Below are 17970 nucleotides of genomic sequence, written 5' to 3'. Positions count from 1 at the left end.
TAGCAGATATGACTTGAATTTACATAAAATTCACACTTGCCTTTATTCGCAATAAAGAATAAAAATACAGTTTTAGCGAATAAAAATTCAGAGGGTCTCATGAAGGAGCGTAGCACCGAACTGGTTCAGGGTTTTCGTCACTCAGTACCCTACATCAATACTCACCGTGGCAAGACATTCGTTGTGATGCTTGGCGGAGAGGCCATTGAGCATGAAAACTTTGCCAATATCGTCAATGATATTGGGTTACTGCACAGCCTTGGCATCCGACTGGTTGTCGTCTACGGTGCACGCCCACAGATTGATAGCAATCTGAATGAACACCACTATGAGCCCGTATACCACAAGCATACGCGCGTCACAGATTCCAGAACCCTTGAATTGGTGAAACAGGCTGCGGGTCAGTTGCAACTAGATATTACAGCGCGCCTATCCATGAGCTTAAATAACACGCCGCTGCAGGGTGCCCATATCAACGTGGTGAGCGGGAACTTTATTATCGCGCAACCACTCGGCGTCGACGACGGAGTGGATTATTGCCACAGCGGGCGCATTCGCCGTATCGATGAAGAGGCCATTCACCGTCAGCTCGACAGCGGCGCCATTGTGTTGATGGGCCCAGTTGCCGTTTCCGTTACCGGTGAAAGTTTTAACCTCACGTCCGAAGAGGTCGCCACTCAGTTAGCGATTAAGCTGAAAGCCGAAAAGCTGATTGGTTTTTGCTCTTCGCAAGGTGTCACAAACGACGATGGCTCGATCGTTTCTGAGCTGCTACCCAACGAAGCGCAGACGCGCATTGAAACACTGGAAGCCTCTGGCGATTACAACTCTGGCACCGTGCGCTTTTTACGTGGCGCCGTAAAAGCCTGCCGAAGCGGCGTGGGACGTAGCCATCTGATTAGCTATCAGGACGATGGCGCTTTGGTGCAAGAGCTGTTCTCCCGCGACGGCATCGGCACGCAGATCGTGATGGAAAGTGCCGAACAAATACGTCGCGCCAACATCAATGATATCGGCGGTATTTTGGAGCTCATTCGCCCGCTAGAGCAGCAAGGTATTTTGGTTCGCCGTTCGCGTGAACAGCTCGAGCGTGAAATCGATCAATTCACTATTATTGAGCGAGATAACCTAACCATTGCCTGTGCAGCGCTCTATCCATTCCCTGAGGAACGCATTGGCGAAATGGCCTGCGTGGCGGTACATCCAGACTATCGCAGCTCTTCTCGCGGCGAAGCCCTGCTCAAACGCGTGGCAGCACAAGCCAGACAAATGGGGCTGGAAAAACTGTTTGTGCTCACCACGCGCAGCATCCATTGGTTCCAAGAGCGTGGTTTTACCCCCGCAGAAGTTGACGTGCTCCCGATGCAAAAACAGGAGCTGTACAACTACCAGCGCCGTTCCAAGATTTTGCTCGCCGACTTATCTTGAGGCTACCTCGCGCTGTCCGCTGGATGCGGACAGCCAGCTAGACGGGCAACATCATCCGTTCCATCAACCCGCTTCGACGCAGGGTTGGCGTGCGGATCGCCGTCTTTAAGATTTGCTCGCGGCTAAACAACGTTAACCGATTTTTCGCACGGGTGATGGCCGTATACAACAGCTCGCGCGTCACGATAGGTGAAAAATCGGCAGGCAGTACCAGCAGAGTATGTTCAAATTCAGAGCCCTGCGATTTGTGCACCGTCATCGCGTAGGCCGTTTCGGTTTGTGGTAAACGGCTAGGCTGGACAGATTTAATCGAACCATCGGGCAGTTGGAAATACACGCGAATGTTATTCTCAGCATCTGCCAACGCAATGCCGATATCGCCGTTAAACAATCCCAACGAGCTATCATTGCGCGTGACCATCACCGGCCGACCGCTGTACCAACGCTGATGAGCCTGCGTAGGCTTGTGAATAAGCCTTGCTTTGGCTAAGGCCAGCTCAATACGATCGTTCAGTCCAGACTGCCCAAATGGCCCTTCACGCAGCGCACACAGCAAACGAAAACGTGAAAAGCTCTCAAGAACTTCAGCCGCATCAGCCTGTTGCCGTACCCGCTGCAGCGTTGAACGATAGCCCTCAACGCAGGTTTGGATAAGCGTGGAATAGTCTTCATCCTGCGTCATCGGTGACCATGAGATATCCGAAAACTGCCCATCAAAACAGCGACGAGCCGCGGAAATATCTCCGCTATTAACCGCAGTAGCTAACTGCCCGATGCCTGAATTAGCATCAAAGCGATAGCTCTTCCTGAGTAAACAGATGCTGTCACGTACGGCAATATCTGGCTGTTCTGCACCCGCAGGAATCGCTGTCTGACACAGCTCAGAAAGTTGTTTAGCTCGCTCAGGACGATAGCCAAACTCACTAAAGCGGCAAAGGTCGCCTAAGACAGCCCCCGCCTCCACCGACGCTAACTGATCGCGATCGCCTAATAGAATCAACCGGGCTCTCTGAGGCAACGCGGCGATAAGTTTAGACATCATCGGCAGATCCACCATCGAGGCCTCATCCACCACCAGCACATCGACATGCAACGGGTTTTCACGGTGGTAACGCAAACGGATACTGTTCGGCTGTGCCCCGAGCAGGCGGTGCAACGTATAAGCTTCCTGAGGAATGACTTCGCGCTCTGTGGGGGTTAATCCTAATACTTCAATGGCTTTACCTAACGACTCCGTCAATCGCGCTGCCGCTTTGCCCGTCGGTGCGGCTAATTGAATACGCAGTTTACTCTGGGGATGCAAACGTACCAGCGCCGTCAACAGGCGCGCGACCGTGGTTGTTTTCCCCGTGCCGGGGCCACCAGAAATAACGGACACTCTACGCGTTGCAGCAACGGCGGCAGCGACCTGCTGCCAGTTAACCTCGGCCTCCTCAGACCTTGCGGGGAAAAGCTGGGACAAAATCGCCTGCAAAGCAGACCTTGATTCATCTTGTACAGCCTCATTGCCCGCAAAGAAAGTGGCGACAACGCCTTCATCCTGCCAAAGACGTTGCAGGTATAAGCGTTGGTTTTGCAACACCAGCGGTGCGGAATAGCTCCCATCGCTGACTTCTGCCTCCGCCAGCAAACATGCCTGCCATGCCGCTTCATCCATGCCACCAAACAGCTGGCTAAGCTCGAGGGCAAAGTCAGGGAATTGCTTGGTCAGCGTGGCAAGGCTGAGTTGGCTTAGCGGCAAACAAACATGACCCGAAGCCGTTTCCAAACTCACCAGCGCCGCCGCCAAAGCTAGATGCGGCTGCCCTTGGTTTGCCATTAAACGTGCAAACTGAACATCCAGAGAACGCAGGTATTTTTGTGCTCCCATGCTTAATAACAGATCAAAAATCAGCATGCTGCGCCCTCCGAGGCCGAACTAAAGAGCTTGTCCATTCCTTCAATAAGCGAACCATCTGGGCGACAATGGAAAACACCCTGCCCCGGTTTATCTGGTGACATCCCGCGTAGGAAGCAGTAAAAAACGCCGCCGAAATGCTGCTCGTATTGGTAATTCGGCAGCCGGTGACGCAAATACCGATGCAGCGCCAGTGAGTAAAGCTGGTACTGAAAATCATAACGATGTTCTGCCATCGCCCCCGCCATGGCCTCTGGCGTATAGGCATTTTCATCGGCACCTAGCCAGTTGGACTTATAATCCAACACGTAATAACGCCCTTGCCAGCAAAAGACTAAGTCAATAAAGCCTTTCAACATACCGCGAACCTGACGGAAATCTAACGGATCGCACTGGGCGGAAAGTGGATCATAACGTTTAATCAGAGCATCCAGCTCAGCGCTTTTTAGCAACTGTTCAATCGGCAGATAAAACTGTAGTTCGGCCTGAATTTGGCTTGGTGGAAGCTGTGCTAAACAGGGCCCGTTTTCAGCTAACGGGGCGCGTAAAATAGCCTCTAGCCAACGATCGAGTACAGGAACCCACCGATCATCTAATCCTTGCAGAGCCACCTGCTCGCTCAGCCATTCAAGATCGCGTGGCTGAGTGAAATCCAATGGTTCTAATAAACTATGTAAAAAAGTCCCCGGCGCTGCACCTTTAGGGAAGGTGTGCGGCGTGAGCTCTGGCGTCGTTTCAACATCAGATTCACCCACCGCATCAATATCAAGTTTAGGAAGCAGGTCGAAAAAAGGCGTGCTGCTGTGCTGCTGTAACCCCGAATAACTGGTGACACGCCAGTCATCTTGCATCCTGCGGGTAAACTGCTTGGCGTGAAGCTCCTGTGCTTCCGGTGCATTAGGCACCCACGGTGACGCATCCTCATTGGAGACAGACGTCACCACAATATCGTCATTTTGTAGGCGCTGGAGGCACTCCTGCAGCATCACGGCATCTCCTGGCTCCCCTTTTTGCAGCAGATATCCGATAGCGCTGTTATGCACATCGGTTTCACCCTGTTTTTTTCGACCACCTAAAAACAGAGGAGCCAACCCGAGGCTACAGTGATAAACAGAACGAGTGAGCGCAACGTAGAGCAGGCGCAAATCTTCTGCCAAGCGCTCTTCTTCCGCCAGCTTAACCGCATCATCGTTATAGTTCAGATCGAGCACCGCTTTGAAATTATCTCTGTCGTGATACAACGGCTGTTTTTGCAACCGGTAACTGCCGATAAATGGCAGCCAAACTATCGGAAACTCGAGCCCCTTCGATTTATGGATGGTCACCACCTGCACTAAATGGCGATCGCTTTCCAAGCGAAGCTGCTGATTTTCCGACTGCACTGCGGGGTTATCAATTTGCTGCGCGAGCCAACGCAGCAATGCCGGTTCGCTATCTAACGTAAGCGACGCTTCCTGCAACAGTTCGCCGATGTGTAGCACATCAGTCAGGCGTCGTTCACCGCCCTCACTGGCCAACAGATTCTCTGCCAGATTTCTGCTCACCATGATTTCACGCAGCATGGGCAATACGCCCTGCTTTTGCCAGCGTTGACGGTAACCATCAAACTCATCAACCAACGCATCCCACAAGCGCTCGTCCTGATTGAAATGGTTAATCTGCTGCGAGTTCAGCCCCATCAAACTGGTTGCCAAAGCGCTACGCAGCAGTCGTTCCTGTTCTGGAGCCAGCACGGCTTGCAGAAGCCACAGCAAATCACGCGCTTCCGGCGTTTCAAACACGTTGTCACGGTTAGATAAATAGACCGAAGGGATCGCCAGCGCGCTTAACGCATCACGAATTAATGCCGCTTCAGCGCGGCTACGCACCAGAATGGTGATATCTGATGCTTCTACAGGTTTCGGCTGGTTTTTATTGGAGTACAGCAACGCTTTGCCCTGCTGCCCCGCCGTCAGCCAATCGCGGATTTGCGCGGCACATTGTGTTGCCAATGACTGCTGATATTCAGCGGTGCCGCAGCCTTCACCGGATTGCAGCCAAATATGCATCGCTTGCTGACGCTGCCCTTCAATTTCAAAACGCAGGGCCTGATTATTCTTGGCCGCTTCAACGGACAAAAATGGAATATCTTCAAACAGAAAAGGAGATTCTATCGTGGAGAAAACCTGATTGACCGCAGCAACCATGCTCGGCGATGAGCGCCAGTTGGTGCCCAGCGTGTAGTGATGTTTTACTTCGCTACGCGCATACATGTAGGTAAAAATGTCTGCACCGCGAAAAGCATAAATCGCCTGTTTAGGATCGCCAATCAGCAGCAGCGCCGAGTCTGATTGTTGGGCGCGCTCTGTCTGGAAATAGATCGCTTGGAAGATGCCATATTGCTGGGGGTCGGTATCTTGGAATTCATCGATCATCGCCACGGGATAACGCTGGCGGATCGCCTGAGCCAGCATCTCACCACCGGGTTGCTGTAGCGCCTGTGAAAGGCGGCTGAGCAAATCATCGAAGCCTAACTGCGCATGTTGGCGCTTTTCCTGCTGAACGCTGGTACGTACTTCACTTAAGGCACGCGATAACAACAAGTCACGCAGAGACAGCGGTTCAACCAATAGCTGATCGATCGCGACAAACACCACATGCCGTGGAGGCGTACCTTTCTTGGTTTTTTCCAGCAGGATGTTCTGGCCAAAACGCTTAAGTTCATCAGGTAATTGATAATCCTGCGTCTCGGCGGCTGACCAGTCTCCAACCGCAGCCAGCCATTTAGGCAAATAACGGCTGCTGTAGCTGCGTTTGTCTACGCCGGAATCCGCGATCAGGCTTTCAATCTCGCCAGCGGCTGCGCGCCACTGGGATTTCACGGTATCAATGCGCTCAATAATTTGCTGGTGCCGCTGAGCCAATGTTTCATCATCAGCAATCACTTGGCGTAATTCAGGCAGTTCCCCATGCAGATAGGGTTGTAAATCACTCAGCAACTGTTCAGGGCCGCTCCACTCTTGGCTCACCGCTGTCGCAATATTCAGCGGCAACGGATAACAGTGGCGACGCCAAAAATCGGCGCAGGCTTGGCGGCGCAGCGGCAGTTCATCCTGAACCAAGGTTTGTTGAAACAGAATGCCTGACTCAAAGGCATTATTGCTGAGCATTCGCTGACAAAAACCGTGGATAGTATAAATAGCGGCTTCGTCCATTTGGCGCTCGGCTGCTAATAGTTGGCTTACCGCATCCGTTTTGTCGTCGATAAGATCGAGCAAATCAGACAACAGCGGATTGGTGCTACTGCCACGCACACAGGCCAGCCGTAAATCGTGGATATTACTCCGAATGCGCCCACGCAGTTCTTCCGTCGCCGCTTCGGTAAAGGTCACAACCAGAATTTCTTCTACGGACAAGGGGCGAGGATAGGCATTTTCGCCCCCCAGCCCCAACAGCAAACGCAGATACAGCGCAGCGATAGTGAATGTTTTACCTGTACCGGCTGAGGCCTCAATCAGGCGCTCACCGATCAGCGGTAGCGCCAAAGCATCTAACGTTTGTGCCTGAGTCATTATGGAGCAACCTTAACGGGCAGAGTTTGCTGCAGCGCAGAGGCGTTTTGGTAAGTAGTCCATCCTTTTGGTGCTGCATAATGCCCATTGGCGTGACCACCGAGCACCTGAGACAACAGCGCCATTCCCTGTGGTTTAATCACCGCCTGATGGTAGAACGTCACAATATTGTCGCGATGTAACGTATCAATTTGTTTGATCAACTTGGCGCGCGTATTGAACTCGAAGTTGCCACGGTCAAAATCATTCGCAAAGCGACCAGCTTCTTCATCCAACGTCTGTGGACGCTGGCGCAGCTGATTAACCAGCGCGAGTTTATACTGATTAAAATCAGCTTCTTTCAGCGCTTTCAAACGTTTATCTGCCTGACCATAAAACTCTAGGTAACGGTTATACAGATAGTCGGGCGCCTGATTATTACTTTGCAGCAAGAAGCCGATCCCCCACTGGTTACCAATGGATGATGGGAAAGCAAAGACCGCATACCCCAACTGCTCTTTGGTACGCAGCTGGTCGTAGAACCATGGCTGAATAATTTGGCTCAGCAGATTACTGTAGGCCATCCCCTGAATTTCATCATATCCGGTTGGGATATAAACGGCGCCTAACGCGGAATCGCTACTGCTACCGGCTCGTTGGATATTGGCAAGCTGCTTATGCTCAATCACTACATCCTTTCCATGCCACCAGAGCGTGCCGCCGCACTTAAGCCGATCGCGAATGTTCTGCGCCAAGGCCTTCACCTGAATGGCGGTCATATTGCCTACCACCAGCAACTCTGGCGTTGCGCCTTCAATTAACTGGCTACGGTAGTTTTTGATATCGCTTAGCGTAATGCCATCCAACAGCGCTCTTCGCTCGCTGCGTTCGGTATAAGGCACGCTTGATAGGGCCTGAATCGGCTGCATGGCCTGTTCAAACGCCTTGGCTTTATCCGCTGAATCAAGCTGTTCGCGATACCATGATTTAGCCTGTTCCAGATGCTCTTCGGTGGCGTCAAATCCGGCGTAGCCTTCCACTAACGTGGTCAACAGCTGCGGTAAACGCTGGGTAAAGCCGTTGGCGTTAATCGTTAAACCGTCATTGTAGGTGGTTGAGAAACTAATCCCGCCAATCGAGGCCTGATAAGCAAGCTGATCAAGTTCAACACCGGCTAGATAATCAGTCAGGGCAAACATCACCTGCTCTTTGGCTCCATCACGGCCGACTTTGTTACGCAGCGAAAGCGTGATATTGGCCTTTGGCTCGTCGGCAAAATAGCGGCTCGGCATATACAACGCTCGCAGCCCTGGCTGATCCAGCACAATCTCAGGTTTTGTCAGACGGGGTTGAACCGGTTTGATAAGTGAAAAATCATCAGGAATATAAGGGTTCAGCGCTGGCAGAGACAAAGATATACGCTGCTCTAAGGTGTTCCATGCGGCAAACTGTTGCGCGGTAATACGATCAACCTGATAAGGCGCGTCAACAAAATATGCTGTTTTGTTATGAGGCTCATTCGGGCTGATAAACCAAATACGGGCATTTTCCGGCGTCATGCTCGCCAAACGCGCATTAATGGCCTGTGGATCATATTTGTCTGCGAGATAAGAAGAATCGAGAACATTTTGCACTGGCACACGCAGCATGTTGTCGACCAACCATTCAATGTAATCCATGTCACGCGTGATAGACGGATAGCGGAAATCAAGATCGAGTACATGAGCAATTTCATCGAAATAGCTTGGCTTAACGCCCTGTTCACGCAACAATTTTAAATAATCATACACCGCGGCGATCACGCGATCGCGCTCGGCTAAGCCTTTATCGGTGAGCGAAACGCTGATGGAGAACACGCCACCATTACGATCGATCATCGGGTCTGCACCCGCACCGATAGACTCCGCCAAACCCTGCTTTTGTAACCAATCAGATAGTGTGTTTTTGCTCCGATTTCCGATTAGGTAAGCAATATAGGTATCGGTTTTACTGCGAAACGCCGCGCTATTATTTTCAATGCGGTACTCAATTTTCAGCATTTTACGCGGCTGCGCAGGGACGTAATGGATGATAATTCCCTGCTGTTCAGGCGTTACCGCCGGAACAGTAATGGGCGGTACGCTAGCATCACGGTTCGGAATACGGCCAAAAGAGGTCACGGCTAGCTTGGCAAGGTTAGGAAGCGGTTGATTACTGTAAATCACGCCAACCATCAGATTGGCGGAATAGTAGCGGTGATAAAACGAGACCAGCTCTTGGTGGAGCTTGCTGTTCGGCTTATCGCTCAGCGTTTCCAGATTACCACCGGAGAAACGAGCGCTTGGATGTTCTGGGTTGAGCGTTTCGGCTGAAACCTGAGCCATACGCATTCCATCGCGTGAACGCGCCATCGTTAGCTCAGCATTAACCGCATTACGTTCGCGGTTGGCATTCACCGGATCAAGCAAAGGTTCAGCAATAGCATCCGCCAAACGGTCAACGGCTGGCGACAAGGCATCATTTTCTACCTCAAGATAAAACGCAGTACGGTAAGACGCCGTACTCGCATTGTGGCTTCCGCCATGCTTTTTCAGAAACTCGGATAAGTTATCCGCCTGTGGATAGCGCTTCGACCCCATCAGAACCATATGTTCAAGATAATGAGCTAAACCCAGCTGTGAATTAGGATCTTCAAGGGAACCCACGGGCAGTGCCAGCGCGGCAAGGGATTTAGGCGCATCTTTGTCTGAAACCAAGATCACCTTCATGCCGTTATCAAGCTTAATGGCCTGATAGAGGCGCGGATCGCTGGCGCTTTTATCAATCTTTTCCGCCAATGCCTGCCAGCCAGCAGGTTCAATTTTTGCTGAACTCGCCGGTATCCACAACAGCGACACGCCCGTCAACAAAAATGCAAATACCGTCAGGATGGATAACTGCCTACGCATGAAAAACCTAACCATCATTTACCCCAAAATACTGTCAGCGACAGATAGTATAATGCTGAAAAATAGAGCGATTGAGATACCGTTTCAGCTTAAAAGTTAATACCACGTTAAGGCAGACTTAGCGTTCACGCAAATTCAACCTTACAAAATCACACCGGTTTGACCACCATCAGGCCAAATTACTCCGCGCTAATGGCAAATAATAGTATTCAGCCAGTTGCTGAATTTCGCGCAGTCTCTTCTCGTCCATGGTACGCATAACGCGTTGAATATAGGGATCGGAGCCTTCTCCTATCACCCGCTGGTCGCCTTGCCATGCCAGCAGTAGCTTCATTTGTGCCTTAGATTGAGTTTGTTCATCCCAGTTAACAGCGCCCGAATCTTTATCGAAACAGTTATTCAGCCACGCCCAACCCGTTTTGGGCAGCAGCAATAGCGGGCTGCTACGGCCTTGGCGATACCCTTCAATCAGGGGCAGCAACGCTTTTTCAGCCTCTTTTTTGCTCAACGCGGCAAAATGCCAGGCCGAGTCTTGACGTCCAAAGCAACGGCTTTCGCCTTCACCGCCGCTAACGCAGTAAAAAAGGTGTTCAATCCAAAGAGCCATGCCGTCTACCGCGCCCAATACCGCAGGCCGCCAGCGCACTAAACCATTATCCTGTACCTGTTGCAGCCAGCCGGTTAGCCGCACACCGTCCAGCACGTCATCAATTTCGATGCTGTGTCCCGAGGTGCGATATTCTCGAACCTTGGCAGCAACTTCTTGCATCTCTTCCTGCTGCTTTTCCCAGTAGATCTCGCCAAAAGCCCCGTACGGTAAGCCTCCCGCCGAGCGAACACGGCGAAATAGCGCGGTGGGATCTTCGCCATCAATGAGTTGGTTTAACAGTTGGCTATTAAGCTGATAGCGGCTGAGGTTATCGAGCGTAAACGGCTCTTCATCCGGCAATTCCGTCTCTTCTAAAATAAAGTTTACCCCGAGGCGCATTTGGAAAAAGGCACGCACGGGATGACGATAAAAGCGCATGAGATCGTCGAGTGTCACCATCGAAATATCTTCTAGCGGCAGCGTCTGAGCAAACGTCTGGTGAGCCTCACCGATGCGCTGCGCCGCAGGTAGCCACTCGGCAGCATAGCTCTGGCTTTCGCTATCATTAACATAGTTTTCAGCGGCAAAAGGCACGCGAGGATGTTCTATTTGTAGATAGCCCATCACTCGCTGGGCGCTGCTATCAACATCAAGTTTTTCATCACCCGGTAAATGATGGCTTTGCGCAATATATTCCATCAACTCGCTGACCAGCACCGAAGGATAACGCGGCGCATTATCCTGAATCGAGCGGCCTATATAGCTGATATACAGGCGTTCCTGCGCGGAAAGCAGCGCTTCAAGAAACAGATAACGGTCATCGTCTCGACGGCTTCGGTCACCGCGCTGCACTTTGTTTGCCATCAGGTCAAAACCAAGCGGTGCAATAGTGCGAGGATAGATGCCATCATTCATGCCAAGCAGACAAACCACTTTGAAAGGGATGGAGCGCATTGGCATTAACGTACAGAAGTTAATCGGTCCCGCCAGAAAACGCTGGCTAATGCGTTCATTGTCCAAGCGTGAAACCAACTCATCACGCAGTATGGAGAGCGGAATGGCCTGTGGATACTCGGCGCTGATGCCGTAGCCAATCACTTTTAGCCACTGTTGCTCAATCAATGCCTGAACGGTTTCTGTTTCGCTATCTTGAACGAAGAATTCATTGAGCATCTCACGGCATAACGGCTGCCACTCTTGTACTCGATATTCACCACTCAGGCGCGTGCGCCACTCGCTGAGCCTCATCAATAAGTCTGCTAGCTGGCCTGCCAGTTCGGCAATCAGGCCGCTCGATTCGTCGTAAGGGAGAACCCCGTTCCAGTCACCGCAGCGGCTATCCATGGCATAGCCCAACAGCATGCGGGTTAAACCAAATTGCCACGTGTGCTGGCCTGTTGCCGGAAGATCGAGCTCACGCACGTTGTCATCATCCAGACCCCAGCGAATACCGGATTCATCCACCCAGTGGCGTAAACGACGTAGCCCTTCCTCGCCAATACCAAAATGCTCGGCTAAGGCTGGAACCTCAAGCAGAGTTAAAACGTGCTCGGAGGTAAACCGGCTATTGGGTAGCTCTAGTAAGGTTAAAAATGCCTGAATTATCGGATGCGCCTGTCGCGCACTGCGGTCAGAAATGGCAAAGGGCAGATAACGCTCGCGCGGAGCATTGCCAAATACGGCTTGGATAAACGGCGTATAGCTGTCGATATCCGCGACCATAACAATCACATCGCGCGGGGTGAGCGAAGGATCTTCGGCAAACAAGTCCAGTAGCCGATCGTGCAACACCTCAACTTCACGCTGGGGGCTATGGCATAGATTAACGCTAATGCTGCGATCGCCCAGATCCAGCAGTCGCTTGCCGTTACTGCTTTCTAAACGATCGGGTCGATCGACAATTTGGGCATGATCTTCCAATTCCAACAGATCGTGCTGGATGCGCTTGAGTAGGTTATCGGGGGCTAAATCAACAAACGCGTGCACTTCCTGTGGTTCACGCTGCGCCAGCAGATACATGTGATCGCGCCCCAGTTTTCCCCATGATGCCAGCAGCGGATTACTTAGCTCCTGCTCACCGTCGGGATTAAATAACTCAGACGCGGTTTGCGGATCGCGGAAGAGTTCGATCTCTTGTTGCCGCTGAATATGATGACGCCGTTTACGGCTCTGTAACTTGGCAAGAAAGGCATAATCCTGAATATCACCCCAGTAATAGCGACACGGATTGGTGAACATCAGATGCACATCAATATGTTTGCCCAGCGCCTGTAGCGCATCGAGATATACCGGCGGCAGCGCCGCAATTCCACAGATAAAGACCCGTTTAGGTAGACCTGCGGGACACTCAGTTGATTGCTCTAGGGTATGAATAAAGCGTTCATATAAATTGGCGCGGTGCCATTCAGGCTGGTTGAGCTGCGCGGTGTACTCTTTAAGCGCAACCCAAAGCGGAGCCTGCCACTGCTGAGCTTCATCCAGCCCGTCAATACGCTCACCGCGCTCCCAAATCTGTAGCCATTCGGGACGATACACCAGATATTGGTCATACAGATCCGCCACACGAGCGGCCAGTTGAAAGTGTTTACGACGGTCTTCATCGTCAGAAAGGTAACGCGCCAGCGGTGCAAAGGCTTCCTGCTCTAGCATTTGTGGCAACAGCCACATCAGCTTCCAGGTCATTGCATCTTTGCTAAAGGCGCTTTCCTTGGGAATACCCGGCATCACCTGAGTAAAGAGATTCCAAATAAAGGTGGCGGGTAAGGGAAATTCAATATTCGCCGCAATACCAAACTGTTTGGCTAACTCCATCTGTAGCCACTGAGCCATACCGGGGCTTTGTACCAAAATCACTTCTTGCTCAAAAGGATTCTGCAAAGGTTGGCCTTCAATAAGCGCCGCGATCAGTTGCTTAAGCAGATCCAATTGATTCGAGTGATAAACAGTAAACATGCTTTCTCCGATAACTCAGTTTTTGGCGGGTAACAAACGTAGCCAACGCTGAAGCAGCTTCAAGTATGCAGGGTATACACACTTTAGCCTGTCACAGGTAAGGAGGAAATCATTAGCGCTCGCTCACTCGGTCAACTGTTCGCAGATTGTTCTTTCAAGCTTTGCTTGGATGTTCAGCGGCGCGGAGATCTTGGCGGTAATTATTTCACATTTCGCCTGTTGCTCAATGTTGACCTCCAACTGCCATGATTTAGGCAGAGACAACCGTGTCGAAATCTCCGCTACGGGAACGCCCATTCGATACAGCGTGATAGCCTGCTCACTGAACTGCCATGCGCGTTGCTGTTGCCACAATCTCATTTGTGCCTGCGTCATCCATTGTTGGTAGTGCAGCATGCCGAGAAAACCAACAGAGACCAAGAGGATACTCACCATGACCTCAATCAGGCCAAAACCAGACTGACTATGCCCTTTCTGTCCTGATGTGGTTAGCATAAATTTTCGCTACCGGCCGGAGGGTAATCAAGCCAGCCCCTAGCTAGTCTTAATATCCTTGGCGTTGCCGGTAAGGCCAACGGCATACCCACCGTATTTTCAATACTCACATAGCTAAATCGCTGTATTTTTAACCCGTGGGTTTTCGTTTTCGCGGCTGAACACAGTATGCCAATTTCTGCACCGATCGCTTTGAAACACACGGTAGCCTGTGCTGAGGTTTGGCAAACATCGGTCAGCGGCGTCGGCCATTTGTCTGATATTATTGCCAGCTCCAGCGCTGACTCCGCCTGTTGGCGAAGCATCTTGAACTGCTGCTGATAGCCTAGGTTCTGAACCTGTAACTCCAGGCGCCCCTGTTGCGCCCCAACAACCAGCAGTGACAAACTTAGCATCAGGAGTATCGAAGGCAATAGCATGCTGCCCGCCTGAGGGTTTTCATGGCTATACGCTAAATTCATTTGCTCATCACTCGGCCATTCTCAGGCAGAATAAAACGCGATTGCTGTTCAGCCATAAACGGGGGCTTTAGTCGCCTTAATCCCAGCAGTACTTCATATCCGCGATATAGCGGGATCACTTTAAACAGCGAAACGTTAAGATCCCTTTCATCGGATACCTTTTCCCAACCGTTTCCCGAGCATTGCTGAATACCGCGCGCCATTTCTAAGGCACCGTTGCGTAGGCGGTAGCCGAATGAGTCCGCGTTAGCTGGCGGGGCGAGTTCGATTCGCCCGTTGCCGTTCAGATCGTAAAACAGAATGAGACACGAGTTGGCGGCTTCTCCCTCCGCAGACGAAATTTTAGGCTCAGGCACCAAGCAACCTCGCGCACAAAAACCGGTGCGGGTGAGATCTTTATCCACACGGTCGAGCAACTGGGTCATATTTTCTTGTATTTGTTGCCAGCGTTGAGTTCGAACGCTGCTTGCTCTCAGCATGACCATAATTTGGCTACTTGATAGCAGGACAATACTCGATAGCAGCAAAGTAACCAGAACGTCTGGCAGCGTCATACCGCTCTGATGATTTAGTTGCATGACGGTATTCCTAACAGTCGTTGAGGCTGCGCGCACAGCCGCAGACGCCCCTGCGCAGACCAAATAATGCTAACCGTTCCAGCCAGATTGCTCAGATCGATATGTCCCGCTAAAGCATTATTACGTACGCCGTAAAACCCTGAGTTTTTAGTCAGTTGAGAGGCGACAGCAATATCCGGTGAGGAAGGTAAATATTTTCGTGACGTATTCTGTATCCCCACGCTACGCTGCTCGGCGTTAACCTCAATTTGCACCGTACTATTCTCAGCAAACGCACGCCGTTGCGCCTGTTGTAAAAAAGTCAGTAACGCCAGCCCCGCCTGCTCAAGCTGAAGCGCCATATGCTGCTGCCTGAATCCATGAAGACCATACAGCGCCATGCTTGAAACCAGCAGCATCACCACCATCATTTCCAGCAGTGTAAATCCACTCATCCGTGACCATTCCATCGTAAGCCCTTAATCTCTGCCTGATAGGAAGATGACTATAAAACCGATTTTAGAAAGGAAAAGCAGAACGAAAAGCTTTAGGAATACTCGCCGCAGTCAATTTGATAGCGCAGTGAAACGTGCATCGGAGTTTGCGATGGACCACGCAAAACCAAGCAGTAATAAGGACGAAAGTTACGGTAAAAAAGGATAAAAAAACGCCAGCACAATGGCTGGCGCTTTCAGAGCAAATAACGCGATATCAAATCGCAACAGGTGCTTTAATCCCTGGATGTGGGTCGTAGCCTTCGATGTCGAAATCTTCGAATTTATAATCGAAAATAGACTCGGGCTTACGCTTAATCACCAGCTTAGGCAACGCACGAGGCTCGCGGCTGAGCTGTAGCTGCGTTTGTTCCATGTGGTTGCTGTACAAGTGGGTATCACCACCGGTCCAGACAAAATCGCCCACTTCCAGATCCAACTGCTGCGCCATCATGTGTACCAGCAAGGCATAGCTGGCAATATTGAACGGTAGGCCAAGGAATACGTCACAAGAACGCTGATACAGCTGGCAGGAGAGTTTGCCGTCTGCCACATAAAACTGGAAGAACGCATGGCAAGGCGCCAACGCCATCTGGTCTAACTCACCCACGTTCCAAGCCGATACGATAATGCGGCGTGAATCTGGATCTTGTTTTAGCTGTTCCATAACTTTGCTGATTTGGTCAATTTGACGGCCATCAGCCGCGCCCCAAGCACGCCACTGTTTGCCATACACCGGGCCCAAATCGCCATTTTCGTCTGCCCACTCGTCCCAGATAGTGACGTTATTCTCGCGCAGGTAAGCCGTATTGGTATCACCATTCAGGAACCACAGCAGCTCATGAATGATGGAACGTAAATGACAACGTTTGGTGGTGACCAGCGGGAAGCCTTCTTGCAGGTTGAAACGCATCTGATGCCCAAAAATGGACACAGTGCCGGTTCCGGTGCGGTCGGCCTTTTGTGTTCCCTCTGCGAGCACTTTTTTCATTAAATCCAGATACTGTTTCATGTCACCTCACGACGTTTATGCTTTTGATACCTGCCGCGGCGTGATCGTCCGCAGCAGGCTATGGAACGTTATTTAAAGAGTTTGCTGTGGCTGAGGGCGACGGTACGCCCAAATCATCATGATCACACCCGCGATAATCATTGGGATAGAAAGGATCTGCCCCATGCTGATCACGCCATCAAACAGACCGAGCTGCGCGTCTGGCTGGCGGAAGAATTCAACGATGATACGGAATGCGCCATAGCCAATCAGGAACAATCCAGACACGCTGCCCATCGGGCGCGGTTTACGGATGAAGAGATTCAGAATGATAAACAGCACCACGCCTTCAAGCAGCAGTTCATACAGCTGAGACGGATGGCGCGGCAGCACGCCATACTGGTTGAGAATCTCTTGCCACTGTGGATTGGTAGCGGCCAAAGGAATATCTTCGCTACGAGAACTTGGGAACAGCATAGCCCACGGTGTATCGGTGCTCACACGGCCCCACAGTTCGCCGTTGATGAAGTTGCCTAAGCGACCAGCGCCCAAGCCGAACGGGATCAGCGGCGCAATAAAGTCTGATACTTGGAAGAAATTACGTTTGGTGCGGTGAGCAAATACCAGCATCACCACGATGACACCAATCAATCCGCCGTGGAACGACATGCCGCCATCCCAAACTTTGAAGAGATAAAGAGGGTTTTCAAGGAACAGCGAGAAATTATAAAACAGCACATAGCCAATACGACCACCGAGGAATACCCCCAAGAAGCCGGCGTACAGCAGGTTTTCAACTTCGTCTTTTGTCCAGCCACTTCCCGGCTTATTAGCACGGCGCACGGCCAACCACATAGCAAAGACAAAGCCCACCAGATACATCAGGCCATACCAATGTAAAGACACCGGCCCAATAGAGAAAATTACTGGGTCAAAACTAGGAAAATGCAGATAGCTCGTCATCTATCACCACGACAATATCGAATATTTATTCCCTATCACTCCCTAAACCAAAAGGCATTGGGATATCAGCGGGAAGGCAAGTTGCGCATGATAGCATAGGAAAGAAATAGAGCGGGCTTGAGGTTGCGGAAAAGTTATGTAAAACCGTTAATCATCTTGCAGCGGAAAACCCGTCATTTCATCAGCAGAGATGACAGGTTTGCCAAAAAATCAGATATAAACATCAATCTGATTTTCATCGGTTGGGCGGTTAACGCCGTCACCGGTTTTACCCACTTTATCCAACTGGCTTTGCTGCGCCTGCTCCGCCTCTTGCTGGCGAATACGTGCGATTTCGGCCTGTAACGCTTTGATTTGGTTTTGAATCAGCTCTTGCTGCTTTTTAATCTCTTCCGGTGAGCCGCCCGAACTCGCTAAATCGCGCAGCTGCTGCTGAAGATCCTGAATTTGTTTCATCAGCTGTTGGACACGGTCAGAACCGCCTCCCGACGTACTCGCCCCAACGGTGCTGCCGCTTCCGCTACCAACGCTTTCGCCGCTGCCGGTTAACGCGGGCGAAACACCCGCAGCGGGAACCGACATAGTGATAGATACATTTGCCATAGTAATTATCCTCTGTAACAACTAACCCAAAGATATTTTTAAAATATCTCTGAGTTATCGGCGTAAGAGGAAAAAACCTGAGT

General features: G+C 51.1%; 12 protein-coding genes. 1 reads left to right on the top strand and 11 read right to left on the bottom strand.

Annotated features, from left to right (window positions below):
- Window positions 1–99 precede the first annotated feature (99 nt).
- Window positions 100–1428 carry an amino-acid N-acetyltransferase gene (argA, locus tag BN1044_RS16925; protein ID WP_043495288.1) on the top strand — a complete coding sequence of 443 codons (1329 nt, stop codon included), beginning with the start codon at window positions 100–102 and terminating at the stop codon, window positions 1426–1428.
- Between the two features lie 37 nt (window positions 1429–1465).
- On the opposite strand, the gene recD is transcribed toward argA, so the two are convergent.
- The 11 genes from recD to BN1044_RS16870 form a co-directional block, all read right to left on the bottom strand.
- Window positions 1466–3325: an exodeoxyribonuclease V subunit alpha gene (gene recD, locus BN1044_RS16920; protein WP_175421620.1), complete on the bottom strand. Its 1860-nt coding sequence runs from the start codon at window positions 3323–3325 to the stop codon at window positions 1466–1468.
- Entirely contained in the window at window positions 3319–6876 is a 3558-nt protein-coding gene (gene recB, locus BN1044_RS16915; RefSeq protein WP_072309673.1) for an exodeoxyribonuclease V subunit beta, read from the bottom strand. The genes recD and recB overlap by 7 nt, the downstream gene beginning before the upstream one ends.
- Window positions 6876–9782 (bottom strand): pitrilysin, encoded by a 2907-nt coding sequence (ptrA, locus tag BN1044_RS16910; RefSeq protein ID WP_072309726.1) that lies wholly within the window; start codon window positions 9780–9782, stop codon window positions 6876–6878. The genes recB and ptrA overlap by 1 nt, the downstream gene beginning before the upstream one ends.
- Before the next feature lie 169 nt (window positions 9783–9951).
- Window positions 9952–13323 (bottom strand): exodeoxyribonuclease V subunit gamma, encoded by a 3372-nt coding sequence (gene recC / locus BN1044_RS16905; RefSeq protein WP_072309672.1) that lies wholly within the window; start codon window positions 13321–13323, stop codon window positions 9952–9954.
- A gap of 123 nt (window positions 13324–13446) precedes the next feature.
- Complete coding sequence (locus BN1044_RS16900) at window positions 13447–13818, bottom strand: prepilin-type N-terminal cleavage/methylation domain-containing protein (RefSeq protein ID WP_072309671.1); 372 nt, start codon at window positions 13816–13818, stop codon at window positions 13447–13449.
- The gene (locus BN1044_RS16895) at window positions 13812–14279 is read right to left on the bottom strand and encodes a DUF2509 family protein (protein ID WP_072309670.1); all 468 of its coding nucleotides are present in this window, start codon (window positions 14277–14279) and stop codon (window positions 13812–13814) included. Before BN1044_RS16895 ends, BN1044_RS16900 begins: the two co-directional genes overlap by 7 nt.
- Window positions 14276–14857 carry a prepilin peptidase-dependent protein gene (locus tag BN1044_RS16890; protein WP_072309669.1) on the bottom strand — a complete coding sequence of 194 codons (582 nt, stop codon included), beginning with the start codon at window positions 14855–14857 and terminating at the stop codon, window positions 14276–14278. Before BN1044_RS16890 ends, BN1044_RS16895 begins: the two co-directional genes overlap by 4 nt.
- Window positions 14848–15291, bottom strand: coding sequence for a prepilin-type N-terminal cleavage/methylation domain-containing protein (locus tag BN1044_RS16885; protein ID WP_247650269.1), 444 nt, complete (start codon window positions 15289–15291; stop codon window positions 14848–14850). The genes BN1044_RS16890 and BN1044_RS16885 overlap by 10 nt, the downstream gene beginning before the upstream one ends.
- 256 nt (window positions 15292–15547) lie before the next feature.
- Window positions 15548–16342: a thymidylate synthase gene (gene thyA / locus BN1044_RS16880; protein ID WP_043495300.1), complete on the bottom strand. Its 795-nt coding sequence runs from the start codon at window positions 16340–16342 to the stop codon at window positions 15548–15550.
- Window positions 16343–16414: 72 nt separating this feature from the next.
- Entirely contained in the window at window positions 16415–17284 is an 870-nt protein-coding gene (lgt, locus tag BN1044_RS16875) for a prolipoprotein diacylglyceryl transferase (RefSeq protein WP_072309667.1), read from the bottom strand.
- 210 nt (window positions 17285–17494) lie between these two features.
- Window positions 17495–17887, bottom strand: coding sequence for a FlxA-like family protein (locus tag BN1044_RS16870; RefSeq protein ID WP_081329609.1), 393 nt, complete (start codon window positions 17885–17887; stop codon window positions 17495–17497).
- Window positions 17888–17970 lie beyond the last annotated feature (83 nt).

The sequence above is a fragment of the Hafnia alvei genome (assembly GCF_900095695.1).
Taxonomy (GTDB): Bacteria; Pseudomonadota; Gammaproteobacteria; order Enterobacterales; family Enterobacteriaceae; genus Hafnia; species Hafnia alvei_B.
The sequence above is the reverse complement of the archived record's forward strand: the minus strand, read 5'-3'. Positions and strand labels throughout refer to the sequence as shown.

Bases quoted from the DNA above. Each gene is read 5' to 3' on its own strand.
- argA (WP_043495288.1), top strand. From the start codon at position 100: ATGAAGGAGCGTAGCACCGAACTGGTTCAGGGTTTTCGTCACTCAGTA.
- recD (WP_175421620.1), bottom strand. From the start codon at position 3,325: ATGCTGATTTTTGATCTGTTATTAAGCATGGGAGCACAAAAATACCTG.
- recB (WP_072309673.1), bottom strand. From the start codon at position 6,876: ATGACTCAGGCACAAACGTTAGATGCTTTGGCGCTACCGCTGATCGGT.
- ptrA (WP_072309726.1), bottom strand. From the start codon at position 9,782: ATGCGTAGGCAGTTATCCATCCTGACGGTATTTGCATTTTTGTTGACG.
- recC (WP_072309672.1), bottom strand. From the start codon at position 13,323: ATGTTTACTGTTTATCACTCGAATCAATTGGATCTGCTTAAGCAACTG.
- BN1044_RS16900 (WP_072309671.1), bottom strand. From the start codon at position 13,818: ATGCTAACCACATCAGGACAGAAAGGGCATAGTCAGTCTGGTTTTGGC.
- BN1044_RS16895 (WP_072309670.1), bottom strand. From the start codon at position 14,279: ATGAATTTAGCGTATAGCCATGAAAACCCTCAGGCGGGCAGCATGCTA.
- BN1044_RS16890 (WP_072309669.1), bottom strand. From the start codon at position 14,857: ATGCAACTAAATCATCAGAGCGGTATGACGCTGCCAGACGTTCTGGTT.
- BN1044_RS16885 (WP_247650269.1), bottom strand. From the start codon at position 15,291: ATGAGTGGATTTACACTGCTGGAAATGATGGTGGTGATGCTGCTGGTT.
- thyA (WP_043495300.1), bottom strand. From the start codon at position 16,342: ATGAAACAGTATCTGGATTTAATGAAAAAAGTGCTCGCAGAGGGAACA.
- lgt (WP_072309667.1), bottom strand. From the start codon at position 17,284: ATGACGAGCTATCTGCATTTTCCTAGTTTTGACCCAGTAATTTTCTCT.
- BN1044_RS16870 (WP_081329609.1), bottom strand. From the start codon at position 17,887: ATGGCAAATGTATCTATCACTATGTCGGTTCCCGCTGCGGGTGTTTCG.